15 protein-coding genes and 1 tRNA gene are annotated in these 19,050 nt (G+C 59.3%); 9 read left to right on the top strand and 7 right to left on the bottom strand.

From position 1 onward, the window contains the following. Nucleotides 1-7: 7 nt before the first annotated feature. Entirely contained in the window at nt 8-538 is a 531-nt protein-coding gene (locus tag BSU04_RS05640; protein ID WP_089159681.1) for an Lrp/AsnC family transcriptional regulator, read from the bottom strand. Nucleotides 539-690: 152 nt separating this feature from the next. On the opposite strand from BSU04_RS05640, the gene mdeB reads away from it, so the two are divergent. From mdeB to BSU04_RS05625, 3 genes are all read left to right on the top strand, one after another. Beyond that, nucleotides 691-3,411, top strand: a complete 2,721-nt coding sequence (gene mdeB, locus BSU04_RS05635; protein ID WP_089159680.1) for an alpha-ketoglutarate dehydrogenase — start codon at nt 691-693, stop codon at nt 3,409-3,411. A 132-nt stretch (nt 3,412-3,543) separates the two neighbouring features. After that, on the top strand, nt 3,544-4,314 hold the full coding sequence (locus BSU04_RS05630) for an AraC family transcriptional regulator (RefSeq protein ID WP_089159679.1): 771 nt from the start codon (nt 3,544-3,546) through the stop codon (nt 4,312-4,314). 22 nt (nt 4,315-4,336) lie between these two features. Further along, complete coding sequence (locus BSU04_RS05625; RefSeq protein WP_089159678.1) at nt 4,337-5,683, top strand: pyridoxal phosphate-dependent decarboxylase family protein; 1,347 nt, start codon at nt 4,337-4,339, stop codon at nt 5,681-5,683. Nucleotides 5,684-5,932: 249 nt separating this feature from the next. Here BSU04_RS05625 and BSU04_RS05620 read toward each other — a convergent pair whose 3' ends face one another. Beyond that, nucleotides 5,933-6,682, bottom strand: coding sequence for a sulfite exporter TauE/SafE family protein (locus BSU04_RS05620; protein WP_089159677.1), 750 nt, complete (start codon nt 6,680-6,682; stop codon nt 5,933-5,935). Between the two features lie 158 nt (nt 6,683-6,840). Between BSU04_RS05620 and BSU04_RS05615 the strand changes: the two genes are divergently transcribed. After that, nucleotides 6,841-7,734, top strand: a complete 894-nt coding sequence (locus BSU04_RS05615) for a LysR family transcriptional regulator (protein ID WP_089159676.1) — start codon at nt 6,841-6,843, stop codon at nt 7,732-7,734. A 3-nt stretch (nt 7,735-7,737) separates the two neighbouring features. On the opposite strand, the gene BSU04_RS05610 is transcribed toward BSU04_RS05615, so the two are convergent. Beyond that, a complete protein-coding gene (locus tag BSU04_RS05610) occupies nt 7,738-8,835 on the bottom strand; it encodes a DNA alkylation repair protein (RefSeq protein WP_089159675.1) in 1,098 nt (365 codons plus the stop codon). A 523-nt stretch (nt 8,836-9,358) separates the two neighbouring features. Here BSU04_RS05610 and BSU04_RS05605 point away from each other — a divergent pair. Together BSU04_RS05605 and BSU04_RS05600 are read left to right on the top strand one after the other, a co-directional pair. Further along, complete coding sequence (locus tag BSU04_RS05605; RefSeq protein ID WP_089159674.1) at nt 9,359-10,924, top strand: methyl-accepting chemotaxis protein; 1,566 nt, start codon at nt 9,359-9,361, stop codon at nt 10,922-10,924. A 157-nt stretch (nt 10,925-11,081) separates the two neighbouring features. Beyond that, on the top strand, nt 11,082-11,471 hold the full coding sequence (locus BSU04_RS05600) for a VOC family protein (RefSeq protein WP_089159673.1): 390 nt from the start codon (nt 11,082-11,084) through the stop codon (nt 11,469-11,471). Between the two features lie 4 nt (nt 11,472-11,475). On the opposite strand, the gene BSU04_RS05595 is transcribed toward BSU04_RS05600, so the two are convergent. From BSU04_RS05595 to BSU04_RS05580, 4 genes are all read right to left on the bottom strand, one after another. Beyond that, nucleotides 11,476-11,862: a nuclear transport factor 2 family protein gene (locus BSU04_RS05595; protein ID WP_089159672.1), complete on the bottom strand. Its 387-nt coding sequence runs from the start codon at nt 11,860-11,862 to the stop codon at nt 11,476-11,478. 248 nt (nt 11,863-12,110) lie between these two features. After that, nucleotides 12,111-12,782: a cation diffusion facilitator family transporter gene (locus BSU04_RS05590; protein ID WP_089159671.1), complete on the bottom strand. Its 672-nt coding sequence runs from the start codon at nt 12,780-12,782 to the stop codon at nt 12,111-12,113. A gap of 418 nt (nt 12,783-13,200) precedes the next feature. Then, a tRNA-Leu gene (locus BSU04_RS05585) sits at nt 13,201-13,285 on the bottom strand. Nucleotides 13,286-13,515: 230 nt separating this feature from the next. Beyond that, nucleotides 13,516-14,142 (bottom strand): TetR/AcrR family transcriptional regulator, encoded by a 627-nt coding sequence (locus BSU04_RS05580; protein ID WP_089159670.1) that lies wholly within the window; start codon nt 14,140-14,142, stop codon nt 13,516-13,518. 264 nt (nt 14,143-14,406) lie between these two features. Here BSU04_RS05580 and BSU04_RS05575 point away from each other — a divergent pair, with 264 nt between their 5' ends. From BSU04_RS05575 to BSU04_RS05565, 3 genes are all read left to right on the top strand, one after another. Next, the gene (locus tag BSU04_RS05575) at nt 14,407-16,446 is read left to right on the top strand and encodes an NADH:flavin oxidoreductase (RefSeq protein WP_089159669.1); all 2,040 of its coding nucleotides are present in this window, start codon (nt 14,407-14,409) and stop codon (nt 16,444-16,446) included. A 311-nt stretch (nt 16,447-16,757) separates the two neighbouring features. Next, nucleotides 16,758-18,071: a M24 family metallopeptidase gene (locus tag BSU04_RS05570; protein WP_089159668.1), complete on the top strand. Its 1,314-nt coding sequence runs from the start codon at nt 16,758-16,760 to the stop codon at nt 18,069-18,071. Further along, on the top strand, nt 18,068-19,027 hold the full coding sequence (locus tag BSU04_RS05565) for an ornithine cyclodeaminase family protein (protein WP_089159667.1): 960 nt from the start codon (nt 18,068-18,070) through the stop codon (nt 19,025-19,027). The genes BSU04_RS05570 and BSU04_RS05565 overlap by 4 nt, the downstream gene beginning before the upstream one ends. Nucleotides 19,028-19,050: the final 23 nt, after the last annotated feature.

Here is a 19,050-nt window from a genome sequence, read left to right as displayed (position 1 = left end):
CGAGCCATTAACTCCACTCCGTATCCGTGTTCTCGTCAGGTTCGTGCAAGGTCAAGCCCGACAGCGGCAGCGGCAACGCCGTCTTGTACCGCACCTGCTTGAGCGCGAAGCTTGAACGGATGTTCGAGATCCCCGGGATCTTTGTAAGCCGCTCAATGATGAAGCGCTGCAGCGACTGGATGTCCGGCATCATGACGCGCAGCAAGTAGTCCGCGTCGCCAGTCATCAGGTAACACTCCATGACCTCGGGCCGCTCGCCGATCGCTTCTTCGAAACGCCGCAGCGCGTCTTCGTCCTGTTTCGTCAGGCTGACCTGAATGAACACGTTGATCCGCAATCCGAGCGGTTCGGGGTTCAGCAACGTGACCTGCTGTTTGAACAGTCCCAGCTTTTCGAGCGCTCGCACGCGGTTAAAACAAGGTGTCTGCGACAGGTTGACCGCCCGCGCCAGTTCCGAATTAGTGATGCGCGCATTCTGCTGCAACTGGTTCAGGATGCCGATGTCGATACGGTCCAGGCGTTTAGGCGATGTGGTCATAGCTCGAATATTCTGGAGAAGTGGGCATACACGGAATAAATACACTATCCCGGAGTCTGATTAAAAGCAAATCAGTGGCACATTCTGCGGCGCAATAGTTAAGCTGTATTGAAAAGCCAACGCTATTCCCTCATTCAATGCGGAGCCGTGCCATGACTGATTTATCCAGCGGAAGCGAACAGATTCTGTCGATATCCCGAGGTCGAGAAGACAGCGACCCCGAGGAAACCGCCGAATGGCTGCAGGCGCTGGACGCAGTCACGGAACACGTGGGCCGCGATCGTGCGCAGTACCTTTATGACCGCCTCGCGGAACATGCGCTGTCGCTGGGTATCGAGTCGTCGCGGGCGCGCGTCACGCCTTATATCAACACCATTGCTGTTGCAGAGCAGCCGCGTTATCCGGGCAATCTGGAGATAGAGGAAAAGCTTGCCGGCGCCTTGCGCTGGAATGCGCTTGCGATGGTCGTGCGCGCTAACAAGGCTTATGGCGAACTCGGCGGCCATATTGCGAGCTATGCCTCCGCGGCCGATCTCTTCGAAGTGGGTTTCAACCATTTCTTCCGCGCCTGTGCGCCCGACGCCGGTGAGGGCACGGGTGGCGACCTGGTGTATTTCCAGCCGCATTCATCGCCGGGTGTCTATGCTCGCGCGTTCCTCGAAGGCTTTCTTAGCGAAGAACATTTGCAGCACTACCGGCAGGAGATAGCGGGACCCGGGCTGTGTTCGTATCCCCATCCGTGGCTCATGCCGGATTTCTGGCAGTTCCCCACGGGCTCGATGGGCATTGGCCCGATCAACTCGATTTATCAAGCGCGTTTCATGCGTTACCTGCAAAACCGTGGCTTGGCAAAGACGCAGGACCGCAAGGTGTGGGGCTTCTTTGGCGATGGCGAGATGGACGAGCCGGAATCGATTGGTGCGTTGTCGCTGGCCGCGCGCGAACAACTCGACAATCTCGTCTTCGTCATCAATTGCAACCTGCAGCGGCTCGATGGTCCGGTGCGCAGCAACGGTCGCATTATCGATGAACTCGAAGCGCAGTTCATTGGCGCTGGCTGGAATGTGATCAAGGTGTTATGGGGCTCCGACTGGGACGCACTCTTCGCACGGGACCAGACGAACGCGTTGCTGCGCGCGTTCGCGCATACCGTCGATGGTCAGTTCCAAACCTTCTCGGCCAACGATGGCGGTTATAACCGCGAACGTTTCTTCGGCCAGAATCCCGAGCTTGCCGCGTTGGCTTCGCATCTGAGTGACGACGATATCGACGGCTTGCGTCGCGGTGGCCACGACGTGCGCAAACTTCATGCGGCTTATGCGAAAGCGCTGGGTCACCGAGGCCAGCCAACGGTGATCCTCGCCAAGACGATGAAGGGCTTCGGCATGGGGACGTCGGGCCAGGGCAGAATGACCACGCACCAGCAAAAGAAGCTTGGCTTCGACGACCTCAAGGCGTTTCGCGATCGCTTTCGCCTGCCGCTGTCTGACGCCGATGTCGAGGCAGTGAAGTTCTACAAACCTGCCGAAGACAGCCCCGAGATGCAGTACCTGCACGCACGACGCGCAGGCCTTGGAGGCTATCTGCCCAGAAGGCGGAGAGTGGCGTCGAAGGGGCTGATCGTCCCGCCGATGACAACCTGGGGTCAGTTCGCAATCGACGCGGCGGGCAAGGAAATGTCGACCACCATGGCGATCGTGCGCATGTTCGGCACGCTGATGAAAGACGCCACACTTGGGCCCCGCATTGTGCCGGTGGTTGCCGACGAGGCGCGTACGTTCGGCATGGCGAACATGTTCCGGCAAGTCGGCATCTATTCACCGCTCGGGCAGTTGTACGAGCCGGAAGATCTCGGTTCCATGCTGTATTACCGCGAGGACACCAAGGGACAGATTCTCGAAGAGGGCATTTCGGAAGCGGGGGCCATGTCGTCGTGGATTGCCGCGGCGACGTCCTACAGCGTGCACGACCTGCCCATGCTGCCGTTCTACATCTATTACTCTATGTTCGGCTTCCAGCGCATTGGCGACATCATCTGGGCGGCGGCGGACCAGCGCGCACGCGGTTTCCTGATCGGCGCGACCGCGGGCAAGACGACGCTCGGCGGCGAAGGGCTGCAGCATCAGGATGGCAGCAGCCATCTCGTGGCATCGACGATACCGAACTGCCGTGCATACGATCCGGCGTTTGCCTATGAAGTTGCGGCTATCGTCGACGAAGGCATGCGCGAGATGGTCGAGCGCCAACGCGACGTGTTCTATTACGTCACGGTGATGAACGAGAATTACGCGCAGCCATCGGTGCCCGGCGGTGACCTCGATACATTGCGCGACGGCATTCTCAAAGGCATGTATCCGCTTGCGACGGAACCGGACGCCACGGCGCAGGTGCAGTTGCTCGGTGCGGGCGCGATTCTCGGCGAGGTCATCGCGGCGCAGCGGATGTTGCGCGACGATTGGGGCATTGAGGCGGCGGTATGGAGCGTGACGAGCTTCACTGAGTTGCAGCGCGACGGCATGGGCTCTGAGCGGCTTGCGCGTCTTGGCGAGACGGCGCCCGCGCCATATGTGGGCACGATGCTCGGCGCATCGCGCGGCCCGGTGATCGCGGCAACCGACTATGTTCGCGCCGTGCCCGAACTGATCCGCGCCTATGTGCCGCGTCGTTATGTGACGCTTGGCACCGACGGCTTTGGTCGCAGCGACACCCGTCAGGCATTGCGCGAGTTCTTTGAAGTGGATCGTGCGTCTATTGTGATTGCAGCGCTGAAAGCGCTGGCCGACGACGGTGAGATCGATATCGCAATAGTGCGAAAAGCGTCGCAGCAATATGGGAAGGTGGCGTCGGTATCGGGAGCTCCTTGGCAACGGTAGGTGGACAGGGAGCGCGGATAACGGGAATCCGATGACTTGCGCGCTTAACATGCCGCCCGATGAAAGGGACTTTTATATTGTGCGCAGGCTTGGCGCTGCGGTATAAAAGACGCTCCAGAGGATTTCCCGGCCATGTCCGCTCCGCTTCTTGATCCTGCAAAAACGCTTACGGCCGACGGCCCCGTGCTGTTCGCCGTCGAGCTGACCGGCGACGCCGCGCGTGTCACCGGGTCTCATCGTCACGCCCGTGGTCAGATCTTCGGTGCGCTTCGCGGGTTGCTGTCCGTTGGAACCGGTGACAGCCAATGGGTCGTGCCTGCTATCCACGCAGTCTGGCTTCCGCCGGAGCGTGCGCATTCAGTTCGTTCACACGGAGCCTTTGCAGGGTGGAGCGTCTACGTCACCGAAAGCGCCTGTGCGGATCTTCCCGATGAACCCTGCACGATTCGCACTTCCGGCCTGTTGCGCGAGGCCGTGAGCCGCGCGGCTAGCTGGCACGACGACATGCTGGACGACGCGCAGATGCGCGTGGCAGGTGTCATCCTCGATGAAATTCGCTCGTTACCGCGTGAACCCTTTGGCTTGCCAATGCCGCGTGATGCACGCGTGCTCAGGATCGCTCGCGCGCTTGCCGACAATCTCGCTGATAACCGCCGTCTGGAAGAGTGGGCCCAATGGGGTGGCGTTGCGACGCGAACCTTGACTCGACGGTTTATCGATGAGACGGGGTTCAGTTTTTCCGAATGGCGGCAACGCGCGCGTCTGATGCGGGCGTTGGAGATGCTTGCATCGGGCGTGGCCGTCACGACGATTGCGCTCGACCTTGGATATGAAAACGTCAGCGCGTTCATTGCAATGTTTCGCCGGACCTTTGGCGTGACGCCGACCCAATATTTTGCCTAGCTAATCCTTAATCGAAAAGTCCATGAACGAGCTAACACTGCTGACCGACGCCGATGATCGCGCTCGACGCTATACCGAGTCCATCCCGGCGCGACGAGTATTTCCCGATCAAGCCGCGCTGCAGGCGCTTGCCGCATTCAACGAGCCGCTACCGGCACGCGGGCATGCGCCAGAAGATGTGCTGCAGATGTTGGACGACATCGGTTCGCCCGGCACGGTGGTCTCGAACGGACCTCGTTACTTCGGTTTTGTGATTGGCGCGGCGTTGCCCGCTGCTGCTGCCGCAGAACGGCTGATGCTGGCATGGGACCAATGCGCATCGTCATTCGACAATTCGCCGGTCGCGGCCACGCTTGAACGCGTGGCGGCGGGGTGGGTGCTCGACGCGCTGGATCTGCCTCGCGAGAGCGCCGTGGGATTTGGAACCAGTGCGACGGCGTGCACGCTAAGCTGCCTTGCCGCCGCGCGTCGCGTACTGCTTGCACGCCAGGGCTGGGACTTCGACAACGACGGACTGACAGGTGCTCCGGAGGTCAAGGTCGTGGTGTCCGAGCTCGTGCATATCACCGTGAAAAAAGCGCTTCGTTTGCTTGGTTTCGGCATGAAGAACATAGTGTTCGCACCGGTCAACCATCATGGTCAAGTAGACGCGGAACGCTTGCCTGCGCTGGATGACATGACCATCCTTTGTTTGCAGGCGGGTGAGGTCAACACGGGCGAATTCGATCCATTCGACATGCTCATTCCCCAAGCGAAGGCTGCGGGTGCCTGGGTTCATGTCGACGCGGCGTTCGGTCTGTGGGCGCGTGCGTCCTCGCATGCGGGACTGACGAAAGGCATTGAAGGGGCCGATAGCTGGACTACCGACGCCCATAAATGGCTGAACACACCCTATGACTGCGCGATGGCAATCTGCCGCGACAGCGAAGCACTTGCCGCCGCGATGAACAGCGACGCGGTCTATTTGAGCGGGGCGAGAGACGCCCAGAAAAACCTGACCCTCGAGTTTTCGCGAAGGGCTCGCGGAATACCGGTGTGGGCGGCGTTGCGATCGCTGGGGCGTGAGGGAGTGGCGTCAATGGTGAACAAACATTGTGCGCTGGCGCGTCGTATTGCACAGGGTCTGGAGCAGGCGGGATTTGAAATACTGAACCGCGTCACGCTGAACCAGATCCTGGTTCGCGCCCATACCGATGAACTCACCGTTGCTGCCCGGGAAGCGGTCCAGGCATCCGGCGAGGCCTGGTTTGGCGCGACAGTCTGGGAGGGGAGGCCGGCGTTCCGGATCAGCGTGTCGTCGTGGCGCACAACGGAATCCGATGCAGACGCGCTCGTCGAATTGCTGACCGGGATTGCGGAACGGCGTTAAGCAAGACGGCGCTAAGCAGGACGGCGCTAAGCAGGCTGGCGTTAAGCAGGACGGCGCTAAGCAGGCTGGCATTCATCGAGCTATTGGGTGCGGTTCGTCCAGACTAGCGGTGCCTACCGAGAAACGTGCGAAGGTGGATCGCGAGGCTGGCCAATATTGCCAGCGCGCCCAGCGTTTCGAGTATTGGCGAGAGCATTGCGTCAGGTCTCCCAGACGGTCGAAGCCGGTGGCATGTTCCAGGTGCAACGCTTAAATCAAATGCCGCAACAGCAGCTGAAGACCGAGCGCCAGCATGCAGAAAAAGAACCATCGGCGAAAGGTCGCGGGACTGATGTGGCCGCGTATGCGTTGACCGGCCCACATGCCGAGCAACGCAGGGACGACGGCGAGCAGCGAACTGGTGAGATCGGTGGTTGTGAACGCGCTTGCCCGAGCAAGCCCGATCGCCAATGCCACGGTCGACACCGTAAATGATAGTCCGAGGGCCTGGACGAGATCTTCTTTTTTTAGATCAAGCGCTTGAAGATAGGGGACCGCTGGTACAACAAACACGCCTGTTGCGCCAGTGACAAGTCCGGTCACCACGCCAATGACGGGAGACAGGCGCCGTTCATGCCGTGGCGGCACGGTGAAGTGCCAGGACAGCAAGCCGGAGGCCGCATAGAGCGTTAGCGCGGCTCCAAGCCCGGTCGTGGCCCAGACGCCGCCGCTGCCGGCTATGAACGACGCCGCGGCTACCGTTCCGATCACGATGCCCGTCATCATCAGCCAGAAGCGCCTGACAAGCGCACCCAGGCGCGGACCTGCGAGAAGCTGCCAGACGTTGGTGACGAGCGACGGCAGGATCAGCAGGGCAGCTGCCTCGGCGGGCAGCATGAGCGTTCCGAGCACACCCATTGCCACGGTCGGCAGGCCCATGCCGGTGACGCCTTTTACAGTGCCGGCCAGCAGGAAGGTCAACGTAATGGCAGCGATGCGCGCGGTGTCAGGAGAGGTCATTGATGCTGTCATGGGTGCTGTCAGTGGTGCTTCGGAGGAAAACTTCGCAGGAAAATGACCTGCCCTTATTTTCCCCGGATTCGCAACGCCCACAATGCGGAAGATACGTACCGTGCCTTAGGGTATAACTAAGGCTGATCAACAAAATACCTTCGGCCATGCGCTTCGATCTGATAGACCTGCGCCTTTTCCTGTTCATCCTCGAAACCGGCAGCATCACGCACGGCGCGGCTCAAGCAAACATGTCGTTGCCGTCTGCCAGTGCGCGTTTGCGCGGCATGGAGGAAGCGCTCGGGCTACCGTTGCTGGAGCGAGGCCGCCGTGGTGTCGAATCCACGCCGGCAGGGGACACGTTGGCGCACCATGCGCGTCTGGTACTCAGCCAGATCGAACGGATGCAGGGTGAACTGGGGGAGCACTCCGAGGCCCGTAGAACGCGTGTTCGAGTGTGGGCGAACACTGCAGCGATAACGGAGTTCCTGCCTCGTCCCCTCGCCGGATTTCTTCGGCTTAACCCGAACGTGCACATCGATTTGAAGGAGCGGCAGAGCACCGAGACCGTCAAGGCCGTCCTTAACGGTTCCGCGGAGATAGGCATTGTTTCCGATGCGCTCGAGCACGGGACATTGCAGACGTTTCCGTTCGCAACCGACAAACTGGTTCTGATCGTCGCGCGTGATCACGCGCTCAGTGGGCGTCGTCGCGTCGCGCTCAGGGACGTGGTCAAGGAAGATTTCATCGGCTTGAGCGCCGGCAGCGCATTGCAGGACTATCTGGGCGAGCAGGCGCTATTTGCCGGGCAGCAGTTCTATTTTCGCGCGCGGGTGCGGACCTTCGAAAACATCTGCTGCATGGTCGAGCAGGGCGCCGGTCTGGGGATCGTGCCGGCGACCGCCGCGAAACGGCATCGAGGGACGCCGGGCGTGCACACGGTGGAGTTGACTGACCGCTGGGCTACGCGCCAGCTCCTGATCTGCGTTCGCGATCTGGAGGCGTTGCAACGACCGGAGCGCGCGCTGGTTGAGGAGCTTGTTGCTGCCTCTGACGCATGAACGTTAGCAACTCAGATCGAAATATCCCTTGGCGAGGCATACCCCGTTCACCAGGATCTCGACGTCGTGCCGCCCGGCGTAATGCACGCGCGTGGTGAAGTCCCGTATGTTCTGCGTGCGTTCTATCAATACCTTTTGGCCGCCGCCGAGGGTCAACTCCTTGAGCTTGAAAACCTTCGCGGCCGTCACGCCCGACTTCTTCACGTAATGCATCCTGTAGTCGATCACTAGCCGCTGGCTTTCCAGGCACTTCGAGGCAAGATCGAATGACAAGGTCACACGCTCGCCCAGTGCAACACGGCGAGGTGTCACGGCGAACTTGCTGATCTTCACATCGGGGACGCCGCCCGCTCCGATAACAGCTAACGCACGGCCATTGCCGGCCTTGATCAAGGAGCGCAGGGCGCGCTTCGCGATCCAGGCTGTGTGAGCATTGTCGACCGGCCACGTCGCCAGCCGGTCCAGCACCCACTCCGGATGCGATTTGGTCACATCGTTCAGATGATTGGCGACCGACTTGCGGACATAGAGGCTCGCGTCCGAGCGCAGGTTTTCCAGAATCGGCGCAGCCAGCGAAGGATCAGCCTGGATTGCGTCGAGCCGGAACGACCATGGCAAGCGCGGACGGCTTCCTTCACTCGCGAGGCGCCGCACGGCGTCGCTGTCATCGCGTGACCATACTTTCATGATGGCAAGCGCCCGCTTCAGATCCTTGCGCAGGAATTCGCGCACCGCGAACTCGGACGAGCCGAAGGCCGTGAAAAACTTCAGCGCGTCCATCGATACATCGAAGTCGCCCAGGCCGTATTGCCCAACGTAGTCGGGAAGGACGAGCGTTGCGAATCCGTTCTCGATGCGCAGTGCCAGCGCTCGAAGAACCTCGAGCGCTTGGCGATAGTCCGCAGGAAGGGTTGCATGCAGCGCCTGAGTCATGCGGCGCAGACGCTGCATCAGCGTCAGGTCGTCGAGCCCGGCTAGCGAGATCTTGAGAAAACGCCGCGTGTCGAATGGCGGATAAACCGTTTTGATGTCGAGCGCCATATCGCGGAATCGGCGCTCGTTGAAGATCTCTTTTAGTGCGGTGTTTTCGGTGTCCGGCATCGTTATCGTTTTCTTGTTGAAAATGCACTGGGTTTGCAGGCGGTTCTGTCGGCTGAAACGGGTGTTTCGTCTGGTCTGGATCTATCCGAAGGCGCGCTCGATCATTCAGCCGCTTAGCTGCTGGCTTGTTGATTACCTGTGCCAAAGCCCGCCATGAGGGTGCCTCTCATAACGCCGGAAGAGAAGTGTATCTGCAACCTCTGTCAGATCTTGTCAGGAGCCGTATTTTTAGGGTCAGTTCAGAAGAAATTCAACGTCAGCCGAACCTGTTTCGCAAGCTTAAGTATCCGTCGATACCGCCGTTAACAAGAGGCCAGCCTGTCAGGTTTCAACGCTGTCTTAGATCACTCGACGACCATCCTGCAATCGCTTTTTCAATACGTACCCGCTGACACTTTCGCGCAGTTTCGTACTGGCGCGAACGGGTGCAGTGGATGGGTGCTGCAGAAAGATATTGATTGTTTGACACCCTAAGACACGTTGAAGGGCCATATCGAATTCAACGTTACGAAGAGTCGTCAATATGCTTAAAAAAGCGAGTGTTTCCTCCGGCCTCTTGGTCGTTCTAGTCGTGTTCTGTCTTTTCCAGGTCGTCACGGAAGGGCTTGGTTTCTGGTCGCTGACCGCCACTCACGATGATGTCGGTAACCTGTCGAACATCGCGCTCAAGCAAGTCAACGAGGTCAATGAAACTACTCAGCGACTGATGGATGCACGGATCAACCTGTCGCGCGCCGGTACCCGCATGGCGCGCGGCGGCTCCGAACCGGTCGACATTGTCCAGCATGCGCGCGAGCAGTTGGCGCTGGCGGACAAGTCGTTTACCGCCTTCGTCAATGCGCCCAAAACCGGCGATGAAAACAGGGCGCGCACGGCTGCATTGCAGGAAAAATTCCAGGCATATCACGGTGCATTGAGTGAGCTGACCCAGTACCTCGACGCCAATAATCTCCAGGCGTTCCTCGACCAGCCGACGCAAGGGTTCCAGGACCGCTACCTCGCCGAGCAGCAAAACTTCGCCCGGTTTGGCGATGCAGCGAGCCAGTCGTATCTGGATTCCATCGATGCACGGCTTGGCCTTTTCCGCGGCGTCGGTCTGGCGATTTTTGCGGCGCTCGCGGCGGGTGTCGTGTTCGTCCACGTTGCGTTGCGCCGCGGCGTGGTCGCCCCGCTCGAAGAAGCCGGCCGCCACTTCGAACGGATTGCCGAGGGCAAGCTCGATGAGCATATTGCCGATCGCGGCACTAACGAAATTGGCCGCTTGTTCGCCGGTCTCGCGTCGATGCAGGCAAGCGTCGCGCACACGGTGAAGACGGTGCGCGAGTCGTCGGACTCGATCAATCTTGGCGCCGATGAAATCGCCACAGGTAACGCGGATCTGTCGGCTCGCACGGAGAACCAGGCCGCATCGCTGGAGGAGACTGCATCGAGCATGGAGGAGTTGACCGCGACGGTGCGCCAGAACGCCGAGCATGCCCGCGACGCGAACAGCCTTGCAGGTGACGCGCTGTCTGCGACATCACGCGGCACGGGGGTCGTCGATCAGGTGGTCGAGAAGATGACCAGCATCGCGAGGAGCTCCGACAAGATCGCGGAGATCATCTCGGTGATTGACGGCATCGCGTTCCAGACCAACATTCTTGCGTTGAATGCGGCCGTCGAGGCGGCGCGTGCGGGTGAGCAGGGTCGCGGATTCGCGGTCGTGGCCAGCGAGGTGCGTGGGCTTGCACAACGCAGCGCGCAATCGGCCAAGGAGATCAAGGAACTGATCGGCGAATCGGTCTCTCAGGTGAATGATGGTTCGGCATTGGCAGAACGCGCCGGTCAGGCAATGCGCGAGGTATCGACGTCAATCTCGCGCCTCACGCAGATGATGGCCGAGATCAGCGCCTCGTCGCACGAGCAAAGCACGGGCATTGAGCAGGTCAACCAGGCCGTCGTGCAGATGGATGAAATGACGCAACAGAATGCGGCGCTGGTGGAGCAGGCGGCGTCGGCAGCCGCGTCGCTGCATGAGCAGACGCGTCACCTGAAGGCAGCGGTATCCGTGTTCAAGATTCCGGACGAGGGAAGGGGCACGCGGTACTGAGGGCTGAAGCCGCTACAAGGAATTCGATAGCGTGCGTTCGCGGCGGCCTCACGCTGGCCAAAGCTGGGCTAATATTGCAAGCCCTGGGGCTAACCGCAATCAGCCCGCCTATCGTGATTGGCGCTGTGTTATCGCAGCGCAATTTACCGGGGTCTTCATGTCGATTGCAATGACGAGATTGATTCTCTACGTCCGGGACGTCACTGCGCTGAAGTCGTTCTATCAAACGTTCTTTGGCTTTGACGTACTTGAGGAAATTGAAGGGGAATGGGTGGTGCTCAAAGCGGGGCCCGTTGAACTTGCGCTTCATCTGGTGGGGCGGCCTTACAGAGACCGACCGCTCGCGCCGGGCAGTGGGAACGCTAAACTGGTTTTCTCGATGCCGTCAGGAATGGCGGCACTACGAGAGCAACTCCTTCGTGCAGGCGTTCAAATGAGTGCGCCGAAGCGCTACGATGGTTTTGCCTACACGATGTGTGACGGTCAGGATCCGGAGGGCAATGTGTTTCAGCTTTCGCAATCCGACCCGGACAACCTGGGAGCCTAAGCGGTTATCGCACCTCAGCCGTGTGCAGCCTCGGCGCGCCCATCTTGAACCACGCCTTGGCTATTTTCCCATTCTCGACTTCGTAAATAGCGACGACATCGATCTCACCGGGGCCGTCAGGAAAGGTGCGAGTGACGACCTCCTGGTCGACCACCATGTTGCCAACCGATATTCGCTTAACGAGCTTGCCGTAAAGATTGGCTTCGCTGAAGCGGGCGACGTGCCGTTCGCGGATCGCGTTTGCGCCGCTAGCCAGCAAACGCGATGGGAACTCATAGTACTCGCAGTCGTGGGCCCACCACTGCATGAAGTCTTCTATATCCCGCGCGTTATAAGCCTCGAGTTGTTTTTGCACCGGGAATTCGACGTCGCTCAACTCGCTTCCGTTCATTTCGTGATGTTCCTTGTGCGTAGTAAATGACCTCGGCTACGCGCTGTGTGGTGAGCGCGTACACCGGGTGTCAGTGCCCAGTAGTGTAGCGATGCATTGCAGCGATCCATAGCCGCAGCATGCTCGACCTTGGAAAAAACAACATCATAGCGGCGAGCATGAAGAGCGTCATGCTTCGTTGCCTGTACGCGCCGTCGGAAAACAGATGTCGACCTTTCTTTTACTAGCGAAGAGAGTGAAAGGCGGATTTATTGCCCGGCAGTCTCGCTGGCGGGTCGATCGAACGAGTCTTTGAAGGCTTTCCAGCCGAGGTTAAAGCCCATCCGCGCAATCATGATGCCGATGATCGCAGCGGCCAGGCGATCGGATATCACCAAGCCGGCCATGCAGCCCAGAATACCAACTGCCGCTATCAGCGCCGAGATAGCGTCCGAGCGCGCGTGCCAGGCGCTCGCCACGAGAAGCGTGGAACGGGTGCGTTTAGCGACCGACATGATGTACCGAAACAGCGCCTCTTTGGCGACGATGACAAACACCGCGACGACCAGCGCGCTCGCGTGAACGCTGGAAGTAGTCGCTGCACTGGCCACGTGCCCGAGGCTGCTCCAGAGCGTTTCCATTCCCGTCGCGATCAAGAGGAAGGAGATCAGTAGTGATCCTATGGTTTCGTAGCGGTCATATTGATCGTTGACGCTTCGGTGCGCTGCCGTAGCGCTCAGGCGCAAGACCGCCAGCACCATTCCATCCGCTGCGAGGTCCGCGAGTGTATGAACCCCGTCGGCCAGCAAACCGTCCGAGTAAGCGAGCCAGCCAATGGCAATCTGCATGATCATCAAGGCCGCGTTTAACAGGACGCTCACCTGGGCTGCCTTGAAGGCGGCATTGCGCTTCTCGCGGCCGTGCTCGGACGTCGACGACATCGTGGAGGGAGATGATTAGTGTAGGTACAGCACCGTAACCGCCCTACGTGGCGAAGATATGACACTGGCCGAGCTCGAATGGAGGGGGCTTGTCGATTGACTGTCAGCGAGGCGTGGCTGCTGTGGAGCGGATTGGCACTGACGGGCATCGTGCCGCTGTGTCGCGAATGGGGGAGCGGCTTGCGTGGAGTAATCGAGCGATTGAGCCGGCGGAGGGCGTCAAGCAACGCTCGCCGGGAGAGCATGCCGTCTTGGCCGCAAAGGATGCAACCAGCGCTAGCCGTGCGTCCCGAAACAGCTTCTGATAGAAGTGTGCGGCCGTTGAAAAACAAAAAACCCCGCAGGCTCAAGGCGTTACGGGGTTTTCTTTTACTACGCTGACTGTCTTACCGACCACTGTCTTACTGACTACTTTTGTTGGTGCCCAAGAGAGGACTCGAACCTCCACACCTTGCGGCGCATGGACCTGAACCATGTGCGTCTACCAATTCCGCCACCTGGGCCAACCGATACAGCTAAGAGTGCTATTTTAGCGAACGATTCAAACCTGTCAATGGCCGCGTAAGAAATGGATCAAAAGTAGAGCGAAAACAGCGGCGGCAAGAAGGGGGCGAGCGGCCGTCGATTGAAGTGTTCACGCCCCCGATCTGGGCGCGAAAAGCCAGTATCGAGTATTACCTCTCCACTGATCTGTCGATTCAAAATTCAGCGAAACCGGTCCGCTCAGCGAAGATCAAGCTGCTTCATAGTGATGCCGCATAAAAAACCGATCGAGTTCACGCTCTTCCGGCCGCCGGCCCGTAAAGACCTCGACGTATTCAGCGATACGCATCATGCGTACCGATAGTTCCTCTTCGCTTTTCATCGAAATGTAGCCCATCTGCGTCAGGTAGATTGCTCGCGCGCGCACATCGGCGGAGATCGGTTCGTATTGGTAACGCTCGAACAATTGAGTGAGCGCGGCAATGCGAAGTTGGTCCGCGACCTGAATCTCGGCAGCAATCTCAGGCGACTGCAGTGCCCAGCTCCGGATCGCGGCTTCGAACCGTGAGTCGAAGATCCGGTCGTCGAGCCAGCAATCAAACACGTTCAGAACCGCCTCGCAGATTGTTTCGGCGTAGGCCTCGGTCTGCTTGACCCAGTTGCCGGTGTTTTTGTCGCGCCAGCGCTCCAGTAAGGCGGCCAACAACTCCTCGCGGTCCTTGAAAAACCAGTAGAAGCTGGTTCTCGACAGATTCAGCTTCTTGGCCAACGGGAGGATGCGAACGGACTCGACGCCGGCGTCTCGAAGGCTTTCGTAAGCTACCTCGAGCCATGCTTCGGGCGACCCTCGCCCCGCATCCGCAGTTGGTTGATCCATAGGTAAAAAATTCCTTAAAGCAGCCGTGATCGCCGGTTCGCGGAGCGACGGTCCATCACGAAAGCGACGATATTCTGGCGTGTGGGCCGGTATCGGTCAAAGCGCTTTCGCCCCTTCTGTTGTCCTTTCCCCCCACGGCGCAACGTCGCGTCGATGACCCGTTCAGCATTCTTATGTTCATCATAGTCGAGATACTTGACACAGGTGTACACAGTGAATAATCTTCATTGCGTCCCCCCGAACAAAATCGTCAAAGGCCACACCATGTCGTCAAGCGATCCGCTCCTTCAGCCTTACACCATCAAACATCTGACGTTCCGCAACCGCATCATGACCACGTCGCACGAGCCGGCGTATGCGCAGGACGGCATGCCGAAGGAGCAGTACCGCGCATATCACGTCGAGCGTGCGAAGGCGGGCATCGCGCTCACGATGACGGCGGGGTCGGCGGCGGTATCGAAGGACAGCCCACCGGTGTTCAACAACGTCCTAGCGTACAAGGACGAGGTCGTGCACTGGATGAAGGATCTCGCTGACGAATGCCACGAGCACGGCGCAGCGGTCATGATCCAGTTGACGCACCTCGGACGGCGCACGCGCTGGGATAAGGGTGACTGGCTTCCGGCGGTGTCGCCCTCGCACAATCGGGAGCCTGCGCACCGCGCTTTTCCGAAGAAGCTCGAGGATTGGGATATCGAGCGCATCATCAAGGACTACGCGGACGCCGCGGAGCGGATGAAGGCGGCCGGTCTCGATGGGCTCGAGCTTGAGGCCTACGGACACTTGATGGACCAGTTCTGGTCGCCACTGACGAACACGCTGGATGCGCCCTACGGCGGCTCGCTCGACAACCGGATGAAATTCACGTTCGACGTCCTGAGCGCCATGCGCAAACGCGTGGGGCCGGAGTTCCTGCTGGGTATCCGATACACCGCCGATGAAATTATTCAAGGCGGCCTTACGAAAGAGGACGGGCTGTATATATCGATGAAGCTGAAAGAAAGCGGTCTCGTCGACTTTCTCAACGTGATTCGCGGCCACCTGGAAACCGATGCCGGATTGACCGACATCATCCCGATCCAGGGCATGAAAAGCGCGCCCCACCTGGACTTCGCGGGAGAGATCCGCAAGGCGACCGAGTTCCCCACCTTTCACGCCGCGCGAATCCAGGATGTGCCGACAGCGCGGCATGCTATCGAGTCAGGCAAGATCGACATGGTCGGCATGACGCGTGCGCACATGACAGACCCGCACATTGTCCGCAAGATCATCGAGCGCCGGGAAGACGATATTCGACCGTGCGTGGGCGCCAACTATTGCCTCGACCGTATCTATCAAGGCGGTGCCGCTTACTGTATCCACAACGCCGCCACGGGCCGCGAAACCACCATGCCTCACGATATCGCGCGTGCGCCAACCAGGCGCAAAGTGGTGATCGTCGGGGCAGGCCCGGCGGGACTCGAGGCAGCTCGTGTGGCCGGTGAGCGAGGACACGAGGTCGTCGTGTTCGAGGCCACGAATCACCCCGGCGGCCAGATTCGCCTGACCGCGCAAAACGTGCGACGCAAGGAGATGATCGGCATAGTCGACTGGCGGATGTCCCAATGTGAGCGGCTCGGTGTGAAGTTCAAGTTCAACACGTGGGCAGAGTCAGCGACAGTGCAAGCCGAAGGCCCGGGCGTGGTGATCGTGGCAACAGGGGGAATGCCCCGCACCGATGTTTTGCGCGACGGAAACGAACTGGTTGTATCGACTTGGGACATCATCTCCGGCGACGTCCAGCCTGGCTCAAACGTTCTGGTCTTCGACGACGCGGGTGACCACGCCGCATTGCAGGCAGCCGAAGTGATCGCGCAAGCCGGAGGAAAGGTCGAGATCATGACGCCGGACCGCTCGTTCTCGCCCGAGGTGATGAGCATGAACCTCGTGCCCTATATGCGATCGCTTCAGAAGCTGGACGTGAAGTTCACCGTGACCTATCGGCTCGCTTCGGTACATCGCGACGAAGACGGGCTCGTTGCGGTCGTGGGCAGTGACTACGGCGGCATCCGCAACGAGCAGCGTCATGACCAGGTCGTCGTGAACCACGGAACCATTCCGATGGATGATCTGTATTTTGAACTGAAGCCGATGTCGAGCAACCTCGGTGCGCTTGACTACGACGATCTTATTGGCGGGACGAAACAGTCACGCAAGTCCAACCCGGAAGGCGCGTTCCAGCTTTTTCGTATAGGCGACGCTGTGTCCGCGCGCAACACGCATGCGGCAATCTACGACGCGCTTCGTCTGGTCAAGGATCTGTAAGGACGGCGCCAGTTTCATCAAAGCCTGTATCGGTTTTTACAAAGATTTGGATAACTAATTATTGCGATTATCGTAGCTTCGCCGCAATCCTCCGGACGCGTCAATTTATTACGCGAACGCTTCAAAAGGTGACTATTCGGTCCGCGCAAAATTGGCGTTTTTGATACCTTGACATATGGTTCCACGTGGGACTAATCTGAATTTATCGGTGGTCGGACAACGAGTCGAAAAGGTGGCGGTCCCTTTGCGTGCCTTGGGCGTTCGACGCATTCATACAAGCCGCGGCCCTTCGAAATTGGATGGACGTAACCATGGATCGTGACGCGCGCCTCTCCGGCCTGCCCCTGCAAGGTCCTCGCGACGGCCGCGAGTATCGAGAGGATCGGGCGGTCAAGGATCACCAGATCGCGCCTGTCGACCGGTCGCTGATTGAAAGGGTTGAGCGCATTGATCGGCGCTCGCTCCGCGCTTATCGTCTCGAGAGAATTCGCGCGCAACTGCGTTCGCATGATTACGGCGGAATCCTGTTGGCGGATCCACTGAACATCCGCTATGCCACTGATACGAATAATCTCGGGCTGTGGGTCATGCATTCGCCGAGTCGTTACGTGTATATCGCTACAGACGGGCCGGTCATCCTGTTCGACTTCGTTAGCAGTCGACACAATAGCGAAGGCATTGAGACCATCGACGAGATACGTCCAGCCATTCCGTGGCTGTACTTCCTAGCCGGCCCAAGGGTCGAAGAAAAAGCCACGTTATGGGCCAAGGAAGTTGCCGACCTGGTTTCTACCTACGGCGCGGGCAATCGCCGGCTTGCGGTTGATCGCTGCGATCCCTGGGGCGCAGAGCGCCTGAAGGCACATGGCATCGAATTGTTCGACGCGCAACCGCTCACCGAACAAGCAAGGCTGATCAAGTCGCCGGAGGAAATCGTGCAGCACGAGGTGTCCATGGCGGTGTGCGATCTAGGCATATCCCGCATGGTCGAGTCGCTTCATGCGGGTGTGACCGAGAACCAGCTATGGAGCATCCTGCATGAGACAAACATCGCGCATGGAGGCGAGTGGGCCGAAAGTCGATTACTGAATTCAGGGCCGCGGACCAACCCGTGGTTCCAGGATGCAACGAACCGGGTGATCGAGGCGGGAGACATGGTTTGCTTCGACACCGATATGGTCGGGCCAGGCGGCTATCTGTCCGACATCTCCCGAAGTTTTGTTTGTCCGGGTCGCGGCATGTCGGCAAGCCAGGGAAATCTTCTCGGCTTCGCGCAAGACCAGATCATGCACAATGTAGGTCTGCTTCGGCCGGGGCTTTCGTTCCGCGAATTCGCCGAACAGTGCTGGCCGGTTCCCGAGCGTTACGTGCATAACCGATACATGATGATGCTTCACGGCGTTGGACTGGTGGATGAGTATCCGAGTGTCGCCTATGCCGTCGACTTCGACGCCTGGGGGTACGACGGGACCTTCCAGGAAAACATGGTCGTATCGGTGGAGAGCTACATCGGTGAGCAGGGCGGTAAAGAAGGTGTCAAGCTTGAGGAGCAGGTCCTGATTACCGCGAGCGGTTCGATCGTCCTTTCGCAAAGTCCGCTCATAGGCCGCCGATACTCATCATGACCGAAGCCCTTCCTCGCGTGATTGATTCCGACTCGGTGCTGTCTCGGATTTCCCCTCTTGCTCTGATTGATGCAATGGAAAAGAAGCACCAGGAGGATTACCAATCCATCGGCCGGCTCTATACGGCGGTATCGAGGGTCGACCGGCCTAGCGCCGAGTTGCTCATTTGGGCGGGTGCGCGTACGGACGGGTCGATGGGGGCGAAAATCGTTGCGATCTCTCCGGACAACGGTCAATTGAGCAAGCCTTCGCCTACGGTTCATTCCGCGTTTGCACTGGTCGACCGGCAGGATGGGCGCTTCAGGTCTTTTATAGTGGGAGAAAGCTTTACCCGATGCAAGACGGCTGCTGATTCCGCGCTGGCGGCCCGCTACCTCGCCCCGGTCAACCCGACAAAGCTGGTCGTGCTCGGTGCCGGCGCGCAGGCGAGGATCCATCTGACCTACCTGCATGCGGTTTGTCCGACCATTGAACGGATCGACGTTTGGAACCGGAACCGAAGCCGGGCAGAGCAGTTGATAGAAGAACGTTTTCTGCCCGTCGATTTTCAGGTGTCGAATGATATCGAGGCGAGTGTTTCGGGTGCTGACATCGTGGTGTGCCTGACGTCGTCATCAACGCCCGTGCTCGACGGGAAGTGGCTGAAACATGGGTGTCATGTCGATCTTGTCGGAGGCTTCACTCCGGACATGCGTGAGACAAACGACGCCGCCATTCTTCGCTCAAGTGTTTTTGTAGACCATCTGGGGCTCACGGCGGAGCATTGCGGCGACATCGTTGAACCACTGAAGAACGGAACCATCACCCTGTCGGACATCCGGGGAGACCTCTTTGACTTATGCAGAAAGGAAGTGCCCGGGCGAGGCGACCCGCAGGAAATTACTCTGTTCAAAAACGGAGGCGGTGGGCATCTGGATTTGATGGTGGCGGAATGGTTGTCGGAGTCCTTTCGTTGATGATGGAGCGAGTGTTGCGTGCC

It is taken from the genome of Caballeronia sordidicola (assembly GCF_002220365.1).
Lineage (GTDB): Bacteria > Pseudomonadota > Gammaproteobacteria > Burkholderiales > Burkholderiaceae > Caballeronia > Caballeronia sordidicola_C.
The sequence above is the reverse complement of the archived record's forward strand: the minus strand, read 5'-3'. Positions and strand labels throughout refer to the sequence as shown.